The sequence below is a fragment of the Pseudomonas lactis genome (genome assembly GCF_001439845.1).
In the GTDB taxonomy this organism is placed as follows: domain Bacteria; phylum Pseudomonadota; class Gammaproteobacteria; order Pseudomonadales; family Pseudomonadaceae; genus Aquipseudomonas; species Aquipseudomonas lactis.
Genome location: NZ_JYLO01000023.1, coordinates 21,310 through 40,446, shown reverse-complemented (window position 1 = coordinate 40,446; position 19,137 = coordinate 21,310). Strand labels below are relative to the sequence as shown.

Below are 19,137 nucleotides of genomic sequence, written 5' to 3'. Positions count from 1 at the left end.
GCGGCAAAGTTTGTCAGCCCGCCGTGGGGATCGCGTTGAACTTCCCTCGGAACGCTCTAACATCAGCCCTGTGTCCACGGATTGGCACAGCCATCAAGGAACGATGGTTTGAAGGAACGTCGCAGGATGCGATTCATCAGGATGATGAAAAGGAATACAGGGACTAGGGAAAAAATGTGGGCGGGTCATACCGCCCCTTTTTTTTGCCTGTAGAAAAGTGAATGCAGGCACCCGAACGCAAAAAAGGCCCTCAAGGGGCCTTTTTTTGTTGGGCAGCGGCGCTTTAGCGCTCTAGTTGCTCAATTTTGTTGGGCTTGCCATCCCATTCAGCGGCATCCGGCATCGGATCTTTGCGCTCGGTGATGTTTGGCCACACTTCGGCCAGCTCGACGTTCAATTGAATGAATTGCTCCATGCCCGCAGGCACTTCGTCCTCGGAGAAAATCGCGACGGCCGGGCATTCTGGTTCACACAGGGCGCAGTCGATGCACTCATCCGGGTGGATAACCAGGAAATTCGGGCCTTCGTAGAAGCAGTCCACCGGACAGACTTCTACGCAGTCGGTGTACTTGCACTTGATGCAGTTGTCGGTGACGACGAAGGTCATTTCTAATTTTCTCCTCAGGCGGCGGCAGCGAAACCCCTTATGGTGGGGTTCGCGAGGTTTGAGAGCGATAGTCTGCGGACCAGGCTAAAAGCCCGCAGCATCCCAAACCGCGCGAGATTCTATCAGCTTGCAAGCGTCTGCGTTATATCCGAGTCTTCAGTGCATATAACATTTCGAGCGCTTTACGCGGCGTCAAGTCATCCAGGTCAAGCTTTGCCAACTCATCCAGCACCGGATGGGGCAGGCTGGCGAACATATCGCTCTGATGCGGCGCGGCAGGTTTCTTGCTGGCCTTGGCCGGGCTGGCGACCACGGTTTCATGGGGCAGCGCCGTGGTTTCCAGGCGGCTTAAGTGTTCACGGGCGCGGGTGATCACCTCGTTCGGCACTCCGGCCAATTGCGCTACGGCCAGGCCGTAGCTCTGGCTTGCCGGCCCTGGCAGCACATGGTGCAAGAACACGATGCGCTCGTTGTGCTCGGTGGCATTGAGATGCACGTTGGCCACCAGCGGCTCGCTTTCCGGCAGCACCGTCAGCTCGAAGTAGTGCGTGGCAAACAACGTGTACGCACGCAAATGCGCCAAGCGTTCAGCCGCCGCCCAGGCCAGGGACAGGCCGTCGAAGGTGCTGGTGCCGCGGCCCACTTCGTCCATCAGCACCAGGCTGCGCTCGGTGGCGTTGTGTAGGATGTTGGCGGTCTCGCTCATTTCCACCATAAAGGTCGAACGGCCACCGGCCAGGTCATCGCTGGAGCCGATCCGCGTGAAAATGCGGTCCACCAGGGACAACTCGCAACTGGCTGCCGGTACGAAGCTGCCGATATGCGCCAACAGCACGATCAACGCGGTCTGACGCATGTAGGTGGATTTACCGCCCATGTTCGGACCGGTGATCACCAGCATGCGGGTATCGTCGTCCAGCGACAGGTCATTGGCGACGAACGGCGTGGTCAGCACTTGCTCCACCACCGGGTGACGACCTTGCACGATGCGCATGCACGGTTCGCTGACAAACCGTGGGCAATTGAGGTCCAGGTTCAGCGCACGTTCGGCGAGGTTGCTCAACACATCCAGCTCCGCCAGGGCGGCGGCGGTGTCTTGCAACGGCGCCAGGCGGCTGATCAAGTCCTCGAGCAAGGCTTCGTAGAGCATCTTTTCCCGCGCCAGGGCGCGGCTTTTGGCCGACAGCGCCTTGTCTTCGAATGCTTTGAGCTCGGGGGTGATAAAACGCTCGGCGCCTTTGAGGGTCTGGCGACGTTGATAGTCGATAGGCGCAGACTCGGCTTGCTTGCTCGGCAGCTCAATAAAGTAACCGTGGACACGGTTGTAACCGACCTTAAGGTTCGCCAAGCCGGTGCGGGCTTTTTCGCGGGCTTCCAGGTCAATCAGGAACTGCCCGGCGTTTTCGCTCAGGGACTGCAGCTCATCCAGCTCGCTGTCGTAGCCGGTTTTCAACACGCCGCCGTCACGGATGATCGCGGGTGGGTTGTCGATGATGGCTTTTTCCAGCAGCGCCGCGAGGTCCGGGTACGTGCCGGCAGTCACCGCCAGCTGTTGCAGGTGCGGCGTATCCAACTCCGTCATTGCCAGTTGCAACTGCGGCAGGGCGCTCAAGGCATCACGCAGGCGCGCCAGGTCGCGGGGCCGCGCATTGCGCAGGCCGATTCGCGCGAGGATACGCTCGATATCACCGATTTCTTTCAGTTGCGGCTGCAGCTTTTCGAAGCGGTAGCCGTCGAGCAGGCAGGTAATAGAGGTTTGACGCGCTTGCAGCACGGTCAAGTCCCGCAGCGGACGGTTCAGCCAACGGGTCAGTAAGCGGCTGCCCATTGCAGTCTGGCAACGGTCGACCACCGATTGCAGGGTGTTATCGCGCCCGCCGGCCAGGTTGGTATCCAATTCCAGGTTTCGACGGCTGGCGCCATCGAGCACCACGGTATCGTCCAGCCGTTCATGACGCAGGCTGCGCAAGTGCGGCAGGGCGGTGCGCTGGGTTTCCTTCGCGTAGCTGAGCAGGCAGCCAGCAGCGCCGATGGCCAGGGTCAGCGTTTCGCAACCGAAGCCTTTAAGGTCCTGCACCGAGAACTGCTGGCACAGACTTTTCAGCGCCGAATCGCGCTCGAAATCCCATGGTGCACGCCGCTTGGTCCCACGACGTTTCTCCGCCGGCAAGTCCTTGGGCCAATCATCCGGGATCAACAACTCCACCGGGTTGATACGCTCAAGTTCCGCCAGCAGGTTCTCCCAGCCCTTGATCTCCAGCACGCTGAAATTGCCGCTGGTGATATCCAGCACCGACAGGCCGAACAAACGCTCATCGCCCAACACCGCCGCAATCAGGTTATCGCGACGCTCATCCAGCAACGCCTCATCACTCACCGTACCCGGCGTAATGATGCGCACCACCTGGCGTTCCACCGGCCCTTTACTCGTGGCCGGGTCGCCGATCTGCTCACAGATCACCACCGACTCGCCCAGCTTCACCAGCTTGACCAGGTAGCCTTCCAGCGAGTGATAAGGAATCCCACACATCGGAATCGACTGCCCCGCCGACTGCCCGCGCGCGGTCAGGGTGATGTCCAGCAGCTTGGCGGCCTTCTTCGCGTCTTCATAGAAGATCTCGTAGAAGTCGCCCATGCGATAGAACATCAACTGATCAGGGTGCTGGTTTTTCAGGCGCCAGTACTGCTGCATCATCGGGGTGTGGCTGGAGAGGTCGGTCATACGGGGGTTTCAGCTCTGCCTGTCTATTTGACGATTAACATCTGTCTAATACTACAGGGATTTAGCACCATGCGCAGGGACGCCCTGCGGGTGAAATCCGACACGTGGCGTATGATTTTCCGATTGCAGGGTATAGAATCTCGCACCCGAAAAGTGAGCGTCATACGGATATGAGTCATCTTGAAGACTTGCAGATGGAAGCTGCGCTACTTTTCGCTAAGGCAAACAAGAAGCGTATTGCCCGGGAGTTTACCAACCCAGCTATCTATCTCCCTGATCGTTCACCGGTTTCGGTCTTTATGTCAGGATGCGCAGGCGCCGGCAAAACCGAAGCGGCCAGTGAGCTGATCAGCGAAATCGATGACAACTCTGGATTCCGCACCATGCGCATCGATCCAGACGATCTACGTCATCATTTCGAAGGCTATGTGGGTACCAATTCATGGATGTTTCAGCGGGCTGCGTCAATTCTTGTTGACAAGATTCATGACATGGCGTTAGAACAGAGTCAGTCTTTCGTTTTGGATAGCACGTTGTGCAATTTCGATAAGGCTGATCTGAACATAGCTCGCTCCCTTAAGAAAGACCGTAAATGCGTCATCATGTTTGTCTACCAAAAGCCTGAATTGGCCTGGAGGTTTGTACAGGCTAGAGAGCGCAAGGAGGGGCGTAGAGTCCCTCCAGAAGTTTTTGTTGAGCAGTTTTTTACCGCAAAAGACGTTGTGAACGCCTTAAAGGTCAAATATCGCAACCGTTTGCAGGTGAATCTGCTCATAAAAAACACTGATGCTTCCTTGCAGATCACTGAGGAAGACATAGACTCAATCCATGGCGACCTGCACGTCGGTTACGACCGTCAGGGCCTACTAAAGCACCTCAAGGCTGGGGCAATGTTATGAAAAAAGTACAAGCCGCTCGTTCGACTCCGTTTTCTGAGTTTTTCCGTAGCGCATCGACTGACAAGAAGAAGCGTGTGTATGCAGTTGTGCTGCAGCGTGCTACCGAGCGTCAACTGAATGTGTTGAAAGCTGGATAAGCTTTCGCTCAGCCCAAAAAAGCCGCAGAGATGCGGCTTTTTTTATGCTTTTAAATCAGCCTTTTGCGGCATTCTGGGTGGCAGTCCAACGTTGATTTTACGCAGGCGCAGATATCGCTGCGTCATCTTGGCGTCTGTGTGACCACCAAGTTTCTGCGCATCGTTACCTTGGTCGTCGGTGTCAGAAAGCGACTTGGCGCGCAGGTCATGCAGGCTCGCGTCCTCCACGCCGGCCTTTCTGCAACTGATCGCGAATGCATCCTTGACCGAGCTGTAGTGAACCGGTTTTCCGCCGCGCGGGGAGCAAAATAGGGTAAGGCCACGGATCTTTCGGGGCAGCGCCTTGATCCTGTTGATCAAATCCTCAAGGTCTGGCGTCATCTGCACCAACAACCTGGCGTTCGTCTTCTCCTGTTTGAAAGCGATGCCTTCGGCGCTGATGTCCGCCAGGCGGATGGCCAGGACGTCGCCAATGCGCTGCCCGGTCAGATAGCACATCTCGTAAATCACCCGCATGTTGGCGCTGGAGTTGGCGCAGATGGCCTGGAATTCACCGTGGGTGATGTATCGGTCGCGCTTGTGCTCCAGGTGCCGGCGCACGCCAATGCAGGGATTCGAATCGACGATCTGCTGCTCCAGGGCGTAGGTGAACACTGCCCGCAGCACCGAGATCACCCGGTTCGACATATTAGGGGTGTCCGCCATGTGTAGCTTGAGGGCGACGACGTGTCGCTGAAGTACCTCGCGGGGCTCGAAATCGGCGAAGTTTTCCTTCAGGCGTTCGCACGCAGCCTCGTACTGTTTGAGCGTATTCGGCTTAAGTGGTGGCTTCGTTCTGGTACGCATATGCTCGAGCGCATCGTCGATCAGCTTGGGCATTCCACCCTGGGTGCCTTTGTCCAGCAACTTGGCGTACTCTGCCAGGGATGCCTGAAAGTCGGTGCCCAGGCGCTTCCACTTGCCCTTTCGGACCAGGTAATAAGCGCCATGCTTCTGGTACATGCACGCCGGCAGGTGCCGGTCCTTCTTGCGCGGACGCATCGATCTTCACCTCAACCCAGCCGAAGCTCCGGCCCCTTCCTTGATTGAATACCACCCAGCCGACCAATGACAACCTGGCGCAGCACCTTCGGGTGACCATCACCGCCTACCGCGAACCCGTAGCGTTCGGCGGTCAGCCACTTTATCTGTGCCCCTGGCTTCTTATAGCCAGTCAGGTCGGCAACTTCCTCTGCTGTCAGAAACATACCTACCTCCGTTCGTGTCGCGACACGTTTTCGTTATCCGTTGGTGGTGTCGCGGCTTTCTTCGTGATCATTGGCGCGTAACCTTTCCTGGAGGCAGCGCCGGCTTCGACTCAATGAAGCTGCTTGCGCTGTTCTCGCCGCCTATGTGGCGGAAATAGTCGATCTCAACCTTGGCGCTTTCGATCAATACGCGGCTGATGTCGGATACGGATTGCGCGCGCGATACCTCCTTGGCCAAGTCCTCATCGGAGGCTTCACGCACTGCCTCAAGCTGCGCAAAAAGGTGGTCCCGCAGGTCGCTCAGTTTGTTCTTCATGATTTCTTCTCCCGTATTGCTCTCTTGAGGTCTTGCTGGGCCAGGATCACGTCCTGCAACTCAGCGGGGTATTTGCGTATTTGGTTGCGCCTCCAATGCCTGTCCTTCGTCACGAGCATAAGGTTGGCCAAGTCGGTGTTACGTCTGTTTCCATCCCGTGCAGCCACAACGCACTTGTCGGGAATCGGGCCGTGGGCCTGCTCCCAAACCCAGCGGTGCTCAAGAACCCATGCACCACACGGGAGCTTGATCCTTATGTTTCGCCCGTCGTCCCTGCGCTCACCGACCTCGATCCGGTTATAGGATTCTTGGCCGGGCTTGAAGCGAGTTGCCCCCAGGATCGATTGGTCTCGCCTTAGTCCGAGGTTTGTGGCCTTGTTCTTGATCTGGCCGGCAGTCTTGCCCACCTTCGCTTCTATCTCGGGCATGGGCGTCAGAGGATAGAGCTCGGTTAACAGGGCAACTTCTTGCTCTGTCCATCTACGGCCGATCCCATCCTTACGCACGACCATGACCTCGCTGAAAATGGTCAGCCAGCACCCGGCGGGCATCGATGCCGCACGATGCCGACATCGCGTAGATCTGGCCGAATGTGGTTTCTCGGCGCTGCAGGGCGTTGAACAGCTCGATCAGGCGCTGGCCCTTGGTACCGTTGAGGCGGTTCATAGCTGGAACCTCTCATCCTGTGGGAGCGGGGTGGCGGGCAATTGCCCGCTTTGGCACATGGAAGTTGCCAGAGAAGCCCGTGTCGCCTGGCTTTCGTCGGTGGCGGTGCTGGCGGGTATCTGTAGGAGCGAACTGTCAGGCAAGCAACTGATGCCGCCTTGGGGCGTGATCCAGCAGGTGACCGAGCGGCTTGAGTCGTGCTGGACGCTGATCACTTGCTCGCCGGCGGAGGCCCGGCCAACGATCAGCAGCAGGGCAATGGTGATCAGTCCGCGCATGGGTGCAACTCCTCCAGGCGGGCCAGGCGCATCGCTTCGTCGACGTTCTTGTCCAGGTCGCTGCCGAAGTAAACGGTATCGTCGCGAACCACGCACAGGCAGGTGTCGATATCGATAACGCGGACACGATCGCGCAGCCACTCATACCGATTTGCATTCGCCGCCATCCGCACACGATCATCTATGTGCATCGAATCGGCAGTAATGGGAGTAGTGACGGTGTTGGCCAGCACGTCGAGCAGGATCTGCTGGCGGTTCTGGCCGTCCAGGTACTGACGCACAGCCTGGACGAACACGCTGTTCATGCTTCGGTCGCTGGCGTTTGCTGCGGCTTCGATATCGGGGCGCAGCCCGTCGGGAAGGCGCACCACAAACTTGTCGGCGGTGCGGGAATCGTAATTCAGTGAGCTCATTGTCCTCTCCTGTCCAATGGCTCAGATATGAGCCATTGGCACTGTGGATGCATCAACTGGGTTTTGACTTGCCGGCCATCAGCACCACCAACAGCAGGAGAACCAGGATCAGGTCGCCAACCATCGAGAAGATGCGACTGGCCGAGTCGACGAAGACAACGCCGCCAGCAAGCCCGTAGGCTGCCAGTGACCGTGTCTTGCTACCGAGCTTGGCCAGCATGGTTACAGGTGGTCTTTGAGGTTGAGGCCCAGCAGCTTGGCGCTGCGCTCCAGGGCGGTTAGCTCGGCCGGCTCGATCTCGCCGTCTGCCTCAGCCACGGTCAGCATGACGTTGAGGACTGTCAGCGCTTCGGCGGGGGAGTGCGCCAGGTCGCCCAGTTCTTTCTCGGCGTTCTGTCGAAGGATGCGAGCGCCCGACTTGAAGTCGGTCTTGGCGCGGTCGATGGTGTTGGAAAGCTCCGCGCCGAAGCCTTGCAGCGCCGGGTTGTTGCTGAGGATGGTCTCGATCTTGGAGAGCTCGCTTTCTTCCAGGTCGCCGTCAGCAGCGGCCACGTAGATCGATCCGTACACGACCGCTTCCATCAGATCACGGTTGGCCAACTTGGCTACCGCTGCGCGAGCCTGACCGGTTTTCTTGCCGAAGATTTTGCCGAACATGGTTATTTCCTTTCGTGGGTTGTGGCCGATTGGCCGGGTTTTGGTGTGGTGATGTGGAGGTACAGGCAGCCGGTGGCGATCAGCCAAACGGCGGTACCGAAGAAACCACCGACGACATCGAGGTCAGAGCTGCTGCTGATCAGGTCGCGGGCAGCGAACAACAGCCAGGCCACCGAGACGCTGAGGTAGAGCAGGATCGAGATCAGCACCTTGAACAGGCGCCACGGGGACAGCGTTTTCTGGGTCATTCACTTTCTCCAGGGCGAGCAAAGGCCCGCCGCGTTGTTGGCTTTCGCAAAAATCAGGTTTGGTTAAACGGTGAGTGCGGTCTCGATGCGGCGCACGGCCACGCGAGTCTCAACGCGGCGTTCGCCTGGGCGGCGGATGCGGCCGAACTGTTCGGTGTTGGCTTGCTGGACGGTCAGCACCATGCACAGCAACAAGATCAACGGGCTGATGATCTGGCGCTTGAACGCTTCCATTACCAGGCCGCGCATTGTCTTGGCGCCCAGCTTGAAGCGAGCAGAGTCGAGGCGTTTCTCAGCGGTGTTCGGGCTGATGCCCATGACGCGACCAATCTCTTTCACCGTCAGATCGGCGGCAGCCCACAGTGTGGCTTCAAGCTCGCGAGGAGCTAGACCCATCTTGAGATTGCCCTGCCAGTTGCCGGCGGTGAGTGTGTTGGTGGTCATGTCTGAAGCTCCATGCTGGGGTGCGATGGAGTGAAATTACAATTAACTTTTGTTTATTGCAAATATAATTTGTAATGCCGTGCAAAAAAAACCGGGGTCACCCCCAGCTTTTCACCAGAATGTGGACGACCAGAAGACCTTCCCTAGTATCCTGATCTTCTGTCGGTCAATCTCATCTGGGCCGTACTCTTCGTCTGCGTACTCGTCGCGATTAAAGCTTCGTAGGCGAATTCCACCGCCCGGGACTCTGTAAATAACGCACAGTCGAAGCTGTCCTGCATGGTCCAGTGCGTACACCTTTCCATCAACTACTCCTGTTGCCGACGTGTCTATGCAGGCAACACTTCCGTCCTGTAACAACGGACTCATGCTGTTCCCGGCGATCTCAATGCAGGCCGCATTTCGTGGAGTTACGCCCGCTTTGGCGAGTAGAGATCTGCTGAACGGGTATGTTCTCCAGTCCACCTTTTCAACGGCTGTCTCAACGCTATCGTCAGACTTGGCAATCTCCTTAATGAAAGGGAGGCTCACTGTGTCTTTGTCGAAAGAAGTCTTATCAAGGCTCGCATTAAACAAGTCCAATTCTCTACGTATCTCTGGTGGAGGCTCATCGCCCATCGTCAAAAATCCAGAGTCTGCGTCCTTTACATACAGCACCGAGTCCAGCAGGCGGTTTGGCGAGATTCTCAAGATCTCGGCCATTCGAGGGAAAAGCGCCGGCCTTGGTTTTGCTCTGCCAGACTCCCAGGCTTGTACGGACTGAGGGGTGATGTCTAGCGCGCGAGCCAGCTCGGACTGATTCAGTCCGGCGGCCCGCCTGCTCTGAGAGATGATTTCAGCGATTGTCTTCATAGCTTCAGAATACAGTCCGTTGTTGTAATGGTCATTGCAAAAAACGTTTGTAATGTACAGTTTCAATCTGTAGCCTGACTGCATTCTCATAAATTCGCAGGTCGGCCCGATGGATCTAAGTGCAGTGGCTTCAGCGGCAAAGGCCGTAGGGAGCCAAACCTCTTTAGCGAAAGTGCTTGGCTGTACGCCGCAAAACGTTCAGCGGATGTGCGCAACAGGCAGAGTGCCCGCCAAACACGTGCTGAAAATCGAAGCTGCTTCGGGCGTGTCTCGTCACGAGCTCCGCCCCGATCTGTACCCAGAAGCCTCGCCAACCTTGAACCAAATGATGCCCCAGATACCTGTCGCCGATCAGTCTGGCAAGCCATCTGTTCATTCATCCAGTACTGCGCAGGCATCCCCATGAACCCCCGCAGCGCCTCCCTATTTTTGCTGAGCGGCTGAGCTTTTCGACCGCCCACAAAAAAGCCCAGCCTGAGCTGAGCTTCTTAGTTGCTACCTGTTCCACCAGGTGGCTTTGGCATCACTTTGTCTATCGAAGGGCAAAAACAATGCAAATGAAAAATAGCACCACGCCACCAAAGGCGCAAGAGCAAGCCAAAGAATCAATTACAAGGGGGCTGGCAGTAACTGTCCCATGCATTCGCGGAGTCGAGCCTCCTATGCAGCTTCTCGAATGCGGTACTAAAGGTCTTGCCGTTGAGGTTCTGGAAATGCTGAGGCCGGTCTTCCCGGGCGCTCGGTTCTCCTGCTTCGAGGTTGCGGTCACTGAATCTGTTGATGCTTGTCGTCGTGGGTTGGAGCGTCACAAAGACTTGGTTCTGAGCTGTCGGGATGCTGATCAGCCGGGACGTGTCTATCTCGAGCGAATCAGCATGGTCCGCGAAGTCGAGGGCGCTATCGCCCAAGGCGGTGCTCTATGAACAGCGCCGTCAAAGATATCCGCGAGGTCGCATGCATTGCCATTAACGAGTTGTCTTGCTGCAAGGAAACGCTCTTCCAGATCGAGGCTTTGTTCTTCGCTATGCAGAACGAGGGTCTCGCCCGCGACACCCTGGATCAGTTGATTGTTTTGGGTGCTGGCATCGCTGGCGACCTGGCTAACGATGAGGAGCGAAACCTTGAAACGCTTCGCGCTGACTTGGATGCCGCTAAATCCGCGCTACGAAACGCTGAGTCGCAAAACGTGGCGCGAAATTCGGAGGGGCAGCCATGACCACCTCCCTTTCTGTTATTGGCCAACTTGAAGGCGAAGTCTTGCGTGAAGCAGTGCTCGACGCTGACGACATGTGCTCAATGAATTTCGCTCGCGATGAGTTCAATCGCCTGGCGGCGCTCGTTCTCGGCCAGATCGTTCCTGCCTTGGGCGGCTACCACAACAGCCAATTGGCCTGTGACCTTAGTCGGCATGTCGAGCAGGTGCGGATCTTCAGCGGGAACTTCTGCTGGCTGCATCGCCACCTGGGCGCGTCCTACGGCGTCGTTGGTGAGCGACCTGGAATTGATATCGAGGTGCGCCCATGAAAACCGACACCACGCTTCGCCTAACTCGCACCCAGTACCGTAGCTTCGCCGAGCAGACAAAGCAGGCCGGCTGCGCGCTGAGTCTTTCGACTTTCCGTGCTCTGGGCAATTGCTGGGGCATCTTCGACCCTCGCGCCACTCTCGTCTGCATGGATGTCTCGGCAGACGAGCTGTCGTTTACTGAGGGATGCGGCATTGAGCTTTCAACCAGCGTAGACGCGGGTCGGCTGCGGCGTGTCCAGCGGCCCGAGATCGATTGGTCAATCCTCGAAGATCACGAAATCTATCCGTTCATCGTTGCTCATGAGATCGGGCACCGTGTGGATAACTTCTGCTACTGGGATACCGGTCGTATTGATGACCACCAGGTCCGCACCCGCTGCGAAAGCGTGATCCGCAGCATCAACGAGGTATTGGCTGATCGCTATGCCTGGAGCCAGATTCGCCCGGGCGAGCCCGTACCGCTTTGCGAGCTCGGCAAAAGCCTTCAGGAAGAAGTCGCCGCCGATATCGCGCTGATGGACAAGCATATGCCCAGGGTTCGGCGCCAGCCGCGGGCGCTTCCTGCCGGTCGCTACCTCCACATTCCTGAGGTGATGCTCAAGACTGACTTGCATGTTTCCTTCATCGGGACGGGCGTCTCCTCGGCAGCTATTGAGCGGGCTCGCCGGCCAAGAACCTACCGCCGCGACTCTCGCTCGAGGGCTTACTGATGACCATCGCCAAATTCCAAGGCGGCGATGCCGTTATGTCCACTGCCGATCTGCGCGAGCTTATCAATGAGGCGCGTGTGGATGCCGGTGAAGCCAAGATACGCAACGACCAGTTCATCACCAAGGTTGAAGACGAGTTGGCGGGCGAATTGGGGGGGTGCAAAAAAATTGCACACCCCCAAAGCGGCGTCCTCATGGATTGCTACGACCTAACCCGCGACCAATGCATGTTGGTATCGATGCGCGAGTCGAAGGCCGTTCGCCGGAAAGTAGTGGCCAAGTTGAACGCGCTCGCTGCAGCCGCCGAGATGCGACTCCCCGAAAACCTTCCGGACGCCCTGCGCTTCGCTGCTGACCTGGCCGAGGAAAAGGCTGTTCTGGCTCTCGAAAACCAGCAGCAGGCAAAGAAGATCGAGGCGCTGGAGTACCTGTTCATGCCCGGCGAGACGGTCCCTCAGTTCGCCAAACGCCTCAACGGCGTTAATTCCCAGCTGGTTCTGGCGTTCTTGGCGGGACTGAAATGGATCTACAACACCGAAACCGACCCTGACCACTCTCCGAAGTACCGCGTGTACGCCATGGCTCGCGACAAGCATTGGCTCAGCGAGAAGCCTTTCAAAGTCGGCGGGGAGGGCATCACCTCATTCATCCGCTACGCGCCGGTGATGCTCGAGGAAGGCGCCAAGAAGCTGTTCGACCTGTACATGGCCGAGAAGCTACCCATGAAGAAGACCTGGGACGGCCAGTTCTTTTACGAAAAATTCAATCCGGAGAAGCCCCTGTGAGCAAGAAAATCACCTACGAAGAACTCATGGGGCTGATCGCCGAGGCCGCGGTCAACCACCAGCAGGCCGAGACTCAGCGCAATAGCCTGCGCCGCGAGTTGAATGCCCTCTACAAGACCTACTTCACTGCCTACGGGCACCCATACCCAAATGAGCCGCGCAAGCGTATCGACCCCGAGGATGAACGGTTCAGTGGCGTGCTGCGATTTACCGATGCAGCGTTTCAGCGCTGGCTGGCGGCTCGCTATCTGACCACCAGTACCAAACGCAAAATGCGGACGCTGATTCAGCGCCTGGAGCGATCGCTATGAAAAAGCCAATCCAGAAAGGCGCATCCAACGACATGGCTACCCATGAGGCGTTCGTCCTGGGCGACCTACTGCCTCTGGTAGTCGGTCACGCTAAAGCTGAGGGCCACCCTACCGAGATGGTTGCGCTCGCCTGCTTCCTCTCCTTGAGCACGGTCCTGCAAGCCAAGGGCATCCCACGCGAAGCTTTGGTCCAGGGGATAACCGCCTCCAATGTGCCTTTGTCCTTCCCTGGTGATATTCCGCCGGCCGCAGTTGAGCGGCTCGCGATCCTCAATGAGCCACATTTTGAGCAGTTCGATGACTTGACGCTGGCCTGCATGGCGAGCAACGGAACGAACTTCGCTCATGAGTCGCTGGCCTGCACCGATCCTGATGACGACACGGTCTGGAACGCGCATGCCTCGATGATCAACTCGTGCAACGCCCTCACCGTGCTGATCATGCGATTGTCCGGCGGCAAGATGCCGGGCGAGCCTGACGAGGAATTGTTCGTGCGGCCGGCGGGGGAAACCCTGCAATGACCAGTCCTATCGAATCAACTACCGGAATCCCGGTAGTTACCGCCACCACTGCCGAAGTAGTCGCCGGCCCCTGGCCCAACTATTCCAATTGCCGTCACCTGCCCGACCGCGACCGCTGGGAGGTCTACGCCATGGCGAAGGCCTCGCGTGGCGCCCTGGAGGATCGCGGCGTGGTCATGACCGAGAGCTATGACGCGTTCATTGCCCGGGTAACGCGGGAGCTGGACCTATGACTGTCGATACTCCACGCAAATTCCAGGGCGTATGGATTCCAGCGGAACGTTGGCTTGATCGCACGCTGTCGCCCAATGAGAAGGTAATGCTGGGTGAAATATCCAGCCTGGAGGCTGGCGCGCGGGGTTGTTACGCGACCAACGCGCACTTCGCCGAGTTCTTCAATCTTTCGATCTCGCGAGTCTCGGAGATCATCAGCGGGCTGGTTGATAAGGGGCATCTGCGTGTCGAGTTGATCCGCGAAGGCAAGCGCGTAGTCGAGCGCCGCCTGCGACTTGTCGACCCCTTCGGTTTTCCGAATACCCCTTCGGAAAACGCTGCGAACCCCTTCGGAAAAGACGGTGAACCCCCTTCGGAAAACACGCAGGGGAACAATACACAGAGCAACAATACAAAGAGCATTAAAAACACTCCGGCATCAGGCGCTAAAAAAGTGGCTTTGGATGAAGGGTTTGAACAGTTCTGGAAGTTGTACCCGAAGAAGAAAGCTCGCAAGGAAGCGATCAGGGCATGGGCGAAGCTGAAACCGAACGATGAGCTGCGCCAGACCCTGATCACCGCTCTGGGTAGCCACTGCGTTTCCGAGGACTGGGCCAAGGAAAACGGCCGATACATCCCGAACGCCGCGACCTGGATCAATGGCGAGCGCTGGACTGACGAACTCAAGCCAGCAGTCGGCGGAAAGCCATCGGCCTACAACCACCTGCCCAACCACACGCCCGATATGTACCAAGGAGGCGACAATGGCCCAGCGTTCTAATTTCCGTCCCCAGCCTGAGCAGCGCACTTTCGCCGGCGAATGCCCGATCCATGGCGATGTTGATCGCTCCGAGGTTGAGCAGTTCGATGGTTCTCTGGCAGTACGCCCGTGCAAACAATGCCAGTTCCACGGCCTGCGCGTAGCGCCACGGGGGAGCGACGAACATTCGCAGGCGCTGGCCAACCTGCAAGCCGAAAGCGTCAACAGCGCGCTTGTAGGCTCCGGCATCACGCCGCGGTTTGCCGATAGCACTCTCGCCACCTACCGCGTCACCACCCCATCCATGACCCTGGCGCTGGAAACTTGCCAGGGCTATGCCGACAACTTCGGTGAGCACTTCCAGGCGGGGCGCAACCTGCTTTTATGCGGGAACGTCGGTAACGGCAAGACGCACCTGGCCAGCGGCATCGTCCAGCATGTGATTCGTCAGCACCGTGCAGTGGCAGTGATCACCACCGCAGCCGAAATCATCCGCGTGTTCAAGCGCTCGATGGATCGAACCGCCAGCTACACCGAGGGCGATGTGATCAATGAGTTGGCGAGTTTCGACTTGTTGGTGATCGACGAGATTGGCGCCCAGGCCGGCACTCACTACGAGCTGTCGGTTCTGCATGAGGTGCTGGATCGCCGTTACAACCTGGTTCGCCCGACAGTGGTGGTGTCCAACCTCAACGCCCAAGGTCTGAGCCAGTACATTGGCGAGCGAGCCCTTGACCGGCTGCGCGAGAACAAAGCGCTGCTGGTCGGTTTCACCTGGGAATCGGCGCGGGGGCGTAAATGAACCACGAGGACAAGTATTACCGTCTCGAGGCCGAGCAGGGCGTGCTGGGCGCGATCATGATCGCCTCGCTCAACGAAAGCGCCGGAATGCTGGACGAGATCATCTCGCAGATGAAGTCTGGCGACTTCTGGCACCAGGACAACGCTGCGCTGTTCGATGTGATCTGCGACTGTCATGCGCAGCGTATGCCTGTTGACGCGGTGACGCTGGGCTCGATTCAGCACTATCTGCCCAGCGGGACATCCACTCTCCAATACACCATCGACCTATGCCGAGGCGTCCCATCGGCGGCTAATTGGAAGAGCTATGCCCAGCAGGTTAGGAAGTGGGCGCTGGTGCGTCAGTTTCGCGACCTTGGGCGAATCGTGGACAGCGGCGTTTATGACGATCTGCCAGCAGATGAAATCCTTGATCAGTGTGATTTGGCGCTGGCCGACCTGCGTGACCTGAAGGCATCTGGAAAAGCAGGTTACAAGCGGATGAGCGATGTTTTGCCGATTGTGCTGGATCACATGGATGACGTGCTCAACGATAAGGCGCCTCCGAAGCTCTCTACCGGCCTGGCGGATTTGGACAAGCTGATTGGCTTTCTGCGCCAAAAATCAATGGTGGTGATTGGAGGTCGACCGGGCGGCGGCAAGACAATGCTGGGGCTGCAGATCATGAATCACGTTGCTACTCGCGGCCACGGCGTAGGGCTGGTGGTAAGTCTTGAGATGCCTGGTGAACAACTGACACTGAGGACCATTGCGAGCCTGGGCGGCGTAGACCTGCGTCGGATGGATGAGGTCAAGTGCCTGGAGCAAGAAGAGTGGAACCGGATAGGCGTCGCGGCCGGAAAAATCAAGGAGGCAGAGCTCTACCTGCTCGACACTCCAGGCCTGACGATGCCAGCCATCCGAGCCGAGGCGTTGAAGCTCCAGCGCGAGGTTGGGCTCGACATCCTGATGATCGACTACGTGCAGATTGTCGGGACTGACGGCAAGTCACAGAACCGTGCTGACGCAGTAGCCAAGGTGTCGATCGCCATCATGAACCTAAGCCGCGAGCTGGCGATTCCGATCTTGGTGCTGGCGCAACTCAATCGAGGCCCGGCCAATCGGCCAGGCAAGAAACCACAGGCCAGCGACCTCAAGGAAAGCGGCCAGATTGAGCAAGACGCGGACGCGGTGATCCTGGTGCATTACGACCGGGACTCTGAGATGGGCCAGCAGGGCGTCACCGAGTTGATTCTGGATAAGGGGAGGCAAGCCGAAGCCGGCTCATGCCTGGTACAGCGCCAAGGCCAGTTCGGGCGGTTCGTCAACTTTGTGGGCCGTGAGCCCACCCAGGAAGAGGTGGAGATCAGCCGCCCCTTCTCCAGCCAGTACAAGGGGAAGAAGAACAATGAGAAGTTTTAAGCTGCTGGACCGTCTGCTGGGGCGCAACGCCGAGCCGTTCGTGCCTGGTGCGCACTTGAGCGCGCTTAGCTCAAAGATGGAGGCTGGACAGTGCTGGATCGTCCCGGAGGGCGCCGTTGTTGTCCCGTCACCTCCAGAGCCGAAGTACCCGGAAGCCGAGCGAATCGCTGCGTCGATCCGTGATTTTCCTGAAGACTGGGGCTGGCTCATGAAGGGCTACAAGCTGATCCATACGCCGAGTGGTTTCGTTTTGTGGGTTGCTAACCAGGATTACGGCTTGGCTGAGGTCTGCAGCAATGGCGGCAAAGGTGACTTCTCCAAAGTCGAGCAGGCGATCATCTGGCCGGCGGTCAGTGACTGGCTGGCACGGAACAAGGTCGGTTTCACCGGGCGGTTACCGAAGGCGCGGATCAAGGGGCGTGACGACGCGTTCTGCTGCTACGCCGATGGGCTGCCATGGATGGGCGTCGGCTCCTCACCTGAGGATGCGTATCGCGCTTGGCGCCACGCGATATCTGCCCAAGCCCGCGGTGACATGAGGCCAAACGAATATCTACAGGTGCGGAGTGCGAGCCTATGACGACCTCAAGATCGTTAGACAGGATCGCCCCTCGTGCTGATGCCGAGCAGACAGGCGTTAGATTCCAATATTCACGTTTTCCGCTACAAGCCACGGATTGCGGGGCCTGCGCCCTGCATCCACAAATTGTGATTGTGGAGGTTTGGAAAAGCCTCGGGAGTGCCGCAAATGAGTAACGTAACGGCGGCATTGCCGCGCAAAGTTCTGACTTCTGACGAGCGAGACTTCCTCAAGCAGGGCAACCGGCTGCTGCTCGACAAGCCCAACGGCCGTATCGGCGCCGCCGCGCTGATGGACCTGGTCGCAGACTGGGGAAACCACCGCGGCAGCCTCGGATTCCAAGACTACGCCCGCCGGTGGATCACCGAAGGGCACGCCAAGAACAAAATCGCCGACAAGATGCTCCGTGAGCTGTTTGGCCTGAACGAACCGACACCGAGGAAAGCGGCATGAATACAAGAAAACCTTCGCGCCTGCCGTTGGGCGATACCGAGTACATGCTTGAGCAATGGGGCTTCTGGCGCATGGATGGTATGGGCGTACCGAGCTATGTGTCACCGTCCTGGGCGATCATGCGGGACATGATCCCGTCGACGAGCAAGTCCTACGTCATCACGGACGAACTGGCCAGCGTCGTCGATGGTGCGGTCGCCAGGCTTTGCAAGCGTGCGCCAGAAATGGGCGACTTCATTTGGCTCTACTATGGAGCCAAGTGGCCAGCCAAGCGTATTGGCAACAAGTACGACATGAGCGAGGCAAAGGCCAGGGAGATCATCAAAACGGGAGTCGGATGGATAGACTGCTCACTGGAAAAACTCATCGAAGCCGCATAAAAAACTTGCACACGCGGAATAGCCCTGTTTTCATGGCACCGTGTTCAGCTTTTCAAGCGCGACACCACATCGAAAGCCCGGCCATTGCGTCGGGCTTTTTTGTGACCAAAATTTAGCAAGCCCAGCCACTGTGTTGGGCTTTTCGTTTCTGGAGGCCGCATGGCAAAGCTTGAGATGGAAGTGAGCGTAGAAGGCCTTCAAGACCTGGTGCGCCCACTGGTCGAGGCTATGCAGTCACTTGAACATTTTCCCGAGTTGCCGCTTCAAGTCTTCCGTGACCTTGTCGCCAACAGCCTTCATGACATTGCCGTAAGTTTCGACGGCGCCGCACTTGCCGCAGGTGATCTTCGAGGAGTTTGTCGGCCTGGCCGGAATCTCGAACTTGTCACTGCCGCACTTCTTGCACTTAACGCTTACCTTCATCGCTGATGCTCCATGGATTGTTCAGTGTGGAAATTGAACGATAGCACGGGGCCATATAGGCGTTGACGAAACACAAGTTAGTTGCGTGAGCCATAGCCAGGGTGGGCCTTCGGGCAGGGCCTGGACGCGGTATCGCCGGTCGTCACGCGTTACGAAAGAACACCGGCAGCATGAGCAGCCCAAACCTGTGTGCTATTGGGGCTGGCTCAAGCGGACTGATGGAAAGACATCGAACCTATTCCAAGGCTCGCCATATCGGCGGGCCTTTTTTTTGATCAGGATTCGGACGGAATCATGCCCTCAATTGAAATTGCAGGGCGTGCCGGCCTTGTCGATCAAGAAGACATGCATTACCTCGATGAGGCTGGCTGGACGTTTCGCGCTAGCGGTGACACGGGATACGTGCAGCGATTCCTGTACGAGCAGGGCAAGTACGTTGGCCTGGAGATGCTGCACCGGCTGATTACCGACTGCCCAGAAGGGAAGGTTGTTGATCACATTAACGGTGATGGCATGGATAACCGCAGAGCAAATCTTCGCATTTGCAGTCATGCGGAAAACCTCAGGAACAGAAAGATTCACTCGAACAATAAGTGCGGAATAAAGGGCGTTTCCTACGACCCTTCATCGTCTATTCGGCCGTGGCGAGCAAAGATTAATGTTGACCGAAAGCGGATCAGCCTCGGTCGGTTTGCTTGTGCTGAGGATGCGCAAGAAGCGTATCGAGCAGCGGCAAAAAAGTATCACGGCGAGTTCGCCCGTTTCGCGTAACCCCTTACCTATGAG

Annotated in this window: 33 protein-coding genes; 18 read left to right on the top strand and 15 right to left on the bottom strand. The window is 57.8% G+C overall.

What is annotated here, in order from left to right:
- Positions 1-283 precede the first annotated feature (283 nt).
- Together fdxA and mutS are read right to left on the bottom strand one after the other, a co-directional pair.
- Entirely contained in the window at positions 284-607 is a 324-nt protein-coding gene (gene fdxA, locus TX24_RS29225) for a ferredoxin FdxA (RefSeq protein WP_003172109.1), read from the bottom strand.
- A gap of 142 nt (positions 608-749) precedes the next feature.
- Positions 750-3,329 carry a DNA mismatch repair protein MutS gene (gene mutS / locus TX24_RS29220; protein WP_057712004.1) on the bottom strand — a complete coding sequence of 860 codons (2,580 nt, stop codon included), beginning with the start codon at positions 3,327-3,329 and terminating at the stop codon, positions 750-752.
- Positions 3,330-3,499: 170 nt separating this feature from the next.
- Between mutS and TX24_RS29215 the strand changes: the two genes are divergently transcribed.
- Both TX24_RS29215 and TX24_RS32250 read left to right on the top strand, forming a co-directional pair.
- A complete protein-coding gene (locus TX24_RS29215) occupies positions 3,500-4,228 on the top strand; it encodes a zeta toxin family protein (RefSeq protein WP_057712003.1) in 729 nt (242 codons plus the stop codon).
- The gene (locus TX24_RS32250; protein WP_167348439.1) at positions 4,225-4,365 is read left to right on the top strand and encodes a hypothetical protein; all 141 of its coding nucleotides are present in this window, start codon (positions 4,225-4,227) and stop codon (positions 4,363-4,365) included. Before TX24_RS29215 ends, TX24_RS32250 begins: the two co-directional genes overlap by 4 nt.
- Before the next feature lie 42 nt (positions 4,366-4,407).
- Here TX24_RS32250 and TX24_RS29210 read toward each other — a convergent pair whose 3' ends face one another.
- The 12 genes from TX24_RS29210 to TX24_RS29165 form a co-directional block, all read right to left on the bottom strand.
- Entirely contained in the window at positions 4,408-5,406 is a 999-nt protein-coding gene (locus TX24_RS29210; protein WP_057712002.1) for a tyrosine-type recombinase/integrase, read from the bottom strand.
- Between the two features lie 11 nt (positions 5,407-5,417).
- On the bottom strand, positions 5,418-5,612 hold the full coding sequence (locus tag TX24_RS29205) for a DUF4224 domain-containing protein (protein ID WP_010564156.1): 195 nt from the start codon (positions 5,610-5,612) through the stop codon (positions 5,418-5,420).
- Positions 5,613-5,679: 67 nt separating this feature from the next.
- A complete protein-coding gene (locus TX24_RS29200) occupies positions 5,680-5,928 on the bottom strand; it encodes a hypothetical protein (protein ID WP_057712001.1) in 249 nt (82 codons plus the stop codon).
- Positions 5,925-6,356, bottom strand: coding sequence for an HNH endonuclease signature motif containing protein (locus tag TX24_RS29195; protein ID WP_157255579.1), 432 nt, complete (start codon positions 6,354-6,356; stop codon positions 5,925-5,927). Before TX24_RS29195 ends, TX24_RS29200 begins: the two co-directional genes overlap by 4 nt.
- Positions 6,357-6,426: 70 nt before the next feature.
- A complete protein-coding gene (locus TX24_RS32245; protein ID WP_167348438.1) occupies positions 6,427-6,594 on the bottom strand; it encodes a hypothetical protein in 168 nt (55 codons plus the stop codon).
- Entirely contained in the window at positions 6,591-6,872 is a 282-nt protein-coding gene (locus TX24_RS29190) for a hypothetical protein (protein WP_057711999.1), read from the bottom strand. Before TX24_RS29190 ends, TX24_RS32245 begins: the two co-directional genes overlap by 4 nt.
- Entirely contained in the window at positions 6,860-7,285 is a 426-nt protein-coding gene (locus TX24_RS32780) for an Arc family DNA-binding protein (RefSeq protein ID WP_275941386.1), read from the bottom strand. The genes TX24_RS29190 and TX24_RS32780 overlap by 13 nt, the downstream gene beginning before the upstream one ends.
- A gap of 52 nt (positions 7,286-7,337) precedes the next feature.
- Complete coding sequence (locus tag TX24_RS32240; RefSeq protein WP_167348437.1) at positions 7,338-7,505, bottom strand: hypothetical protein; 168 nt, start codon at positions 7,503-7,505, stop codon at positions 7,338-7,340.
- A 2-nt stretch (positions 7,506-7,507) separates the two neighbouring features.
- A complete protein-coding gene (locus TX24_RS29180; RefSeq protein WP_057711998.1) occupies positions 7,508-7,942 on the bottom strand; it encodes a tellurite resistance TerB family protein in 435 nt (144 codons plus the stop codon).
- A 2-nt stretch (positions 7,943-7,944) separates the two neighbouring features.
- The gene (locus TX24_RS29175) at positions 7,945-8,190 is read right to left on the bottom strand and encodes a hypothetical protein (RefSeq protein ID WP_057711997.1); all 246 of its coding nucleotides are present in this window, start codon (positions 8,188-8,190) and stop codon (positions 7,945-7,947) included.
- Positions 8,191-8,253: 63 nt separating this feature from the next.
- Positions 8,254-8,634, bottom strand: coding sequence for a LuxR C-terminal-related transcriptional regulator (locus tag TX24_RS29170; RefSeq protein WP_057711996.1), 381 nt, complete (start codon positions 8,632-8,634; stop codon positions 8,254-8,256).
- 111 nt (positions 8,635-8,745) lie between these two features.
- Positions 8,746-9,552, bottom strand: a complete 807-nt coding sequence (locus tag TX24_RS29165; protein ID WP_157255578.1) for an XRE family transcriptional regulator — start codon at positions 9,550-9,552, stop codon at positions 8,746-8,748.
- Between the two features lie 43 nt (positions 9,553-9,595).
- Here TX24_RS29165 and TX24_RS31535 point away from each other — a divergent pair, with 43 nt between their 5' ends.
- The 15 genes from TX24_RS31535 (at position 9,596) to TX24_RS29095 (ending at position 17,928) form a co-directional block, all read left to right on the top strand.
- Entirely contained in the window at positions 9,596-9,892 is a 297-nt protein-coding gene (locus TX24_RS31535) for a transcriptional regulator (RefSeq protein ID WP_082628897.1), read from the top strand.
- 256 nt (positions 9,893-10,148) lie between these two features.
- The gene (locus TX24_RS32050; protein WP_157255577.1) at positions 10,149-10,409 is read left to right on the top strand and encodes a hypothetical protein; all 261 of its coding nucleotides are present in this window, start codon (positions 10,149-10,151) and stop codon (positions 10,407-10,409) included.
- Positions 10,406-10,702 (top strand): hypothetical protein, encoded by a 297-nt coding sequence (locus tag TX24_RS29155; protein ID WP_057711993.1) that lies wholly within the window; start codon positions 10,406-10,408, stop codon positions 10,700-10,702. The genes TX24_RS32050 and TX24_RS29155 overlap by 4 nt, the downstream gene beginning before the upstream one ends.
- Positions 10,699-11,010, top strand: a complete 312-nt coding sequence (locus TX24_RS29150) for a hypothetical protein (RefSeq protein ID WP_057711992.1) — start codon at positions 10,699-10,701, stop codon at positions 11,008-11,010. Before TX24_RS29155 ends, TX24_RS29150 begins: the two co-directional genes overlap by 4 nt.
- Positions 11,007-11,723 (top strand): hypothetical protein, encoded by a 717-nt coding sequence (locus TX24_RS29145; protein WP_057711991.1) that lies wholly within the window; start codon positions 11,007-11,009, stop codon positions 11,721-11,723. The genes TX24_RS29150 and TX24_RS29145 overlap by 4 nt, the downstream gene beginning before the upstream one ends.
- Positions 11,723-12,508 carry a hypothetical protein gene (locus tag TX24_RS32695; RefSeq protein WP_057711990.1) on the top strand — a complete coding sequence of 262 codons (786 nt, stop codon included), beginning with the start codon at positions 11,723-11,725 and terminating at the stop codon, positions 12,506-12,508. Before TX24_RS29145 ends, TX24_RS32695 begins: the two co-directional genes overlap by 1 nt.
- Positions 12,505-12,819, top strand: coding sequence for a hypothetical protein (locus TX24_RS29135; RefSeq protein ID WP_057711989.1), 315 nt, complete (start codon positions 12,505-12,507; stop codon positions 12,817-12,819). Before TX24_RS32695 ends, TX24_RS29135 begins: the two co-directional genes overlap by 4 nt.
- Positions 12,816-13,340 (top strand): hypothetical protein, encoded by a 525-nt coding sequence (locus tag TX24_RS32365; protein WP_057711988.1) that lies wholly within the window; start codon positions 12,816-12,818, stop codon positions 13,338-13,340. Before TX24_RS29135 ends, TX24_RS32365 begins: the two co-directional genes overlap by 4 nt.
- Complete coding sequence (locus TX24_RS29125; RefSeq protein ID WP_057711987.1) at positions 13,337-13,573, top strand: hypothetical protein; 237 nt, start codon at positions 13,337-13,339, stop codon at positions 13,571-13,573. Before TX24_RS32365 ends, TX24_RS29125 begins: the two co-directional genes overlap by 4 nt.
- Complete coding sequence (locus TX24_RS31530) at positions 13,570-14,334, top strand: helix-turn-helix domain-containing protein (RefSeq protein ID WP_087149739.1); 765 nt, start codon at positions 13,570-13,572, stop codon at positions 14,332-14,334. Before TX24_RS29125 ends, TX24_RS31530 begins: the two co-directional genes overlap by 4 nt.
- The gene (locus TX24_RS29115) at positions 14,318-15,115 is read left to right on the top strand and encodes an ATP-binding protein (RefSeq protein ID WP_057711985.1); all 798 of its coding nucleotides are present in this window, start codon (positions 14,318-14,320) and stop codon (positions 15,113-15,115) included. The genes TX24_RS31530 and TX24_RS29115 overlap by 17 nt, the downstream gene beginning before the upstream one ends.
- Entirely contained in the window at positions 15,112-16,515 is a 1,404-nt protein-coding gene (locus tag TX24_RS29110) for a replicative DNA helicase (protein WP_057711984.1), read from the top strand. The genes TX24_RS29115 and TX24_RS29110 overlap by 4 nt, the downstream gene beginning before the upstream one ends.
- Positions 16,502-17,095 (top strand): hypothetical protein, encoded by a 594-nt coding sequence (locus TX24_RS29105; RefSeq protein ID WP_057711983.1) that lies wholly within the window; start codon positions 16,502-16,504, stop codon positions 17,093-17,095. The genes TX24_RS29110 and TX24_RS29105 overlap by 14 nt, the downstream gene beginning before the upstream one ends.
- A gap of 168 nt (positions 17,096-17,263) precedes the next feature.
- Entirely contained in the window at positions 17,264-17,548 is a 285-nt protein-coding gene (locus TX24_RS29100; RefSeq protein WP_057711982.1) for a hypothetical protein, read from the top strand.
- Complete coding sequence (locus TX24_RS29095; protein ID WP_057711981.1) at positions 17,545-17,928, top strand: antiterminator Q family protein; 384 nt, start codon at positions 17,545-17,547, stop codon at positions 17,926-17,928. The genes TX24_RS29100 and TX24_RS29095 overlap by 4 nt, the downstream gene beginning before the upstream one ends.
- 234 nt (positions 17,929-18,162) lie before the next feature.
- Here TX24_RS29095 and TX24_RS33030 read toward each other — a convergent pair whose 3' ends face one another.
- Positions 18,163-18,351 carry an ECs_2282 family putative zinc-binding protein gene (locus tag TX24_RS33030; RefSeq protein WP_057711980.1) on the bottom strand — a complete coding sequence of 63 codons (189 nt, stop codon included), beginning with the start codon at positions 18,349-18,351 and terminating at the stop codon, positions 18,163-18,165.
- A gap of 294 nt (positions 18,352-18,645) precedes the next feature.
- Between TX24_RS33030 and TX24_RS29085 the strand changes: the two genes are divergently transcribed.
- Positions 18,646-19,122: an HNH endonuclease gene (locus tag TX24_RS29085; protein WP_082628896.1), complete on the top strand. Its 477-nt coding sequence runs from the start codon at positions 18,646-18,648 to the stop codon at positions 19,120-19,122.
- Positions 19,123-19,137 lie beyond the last annotated feature (15 nt).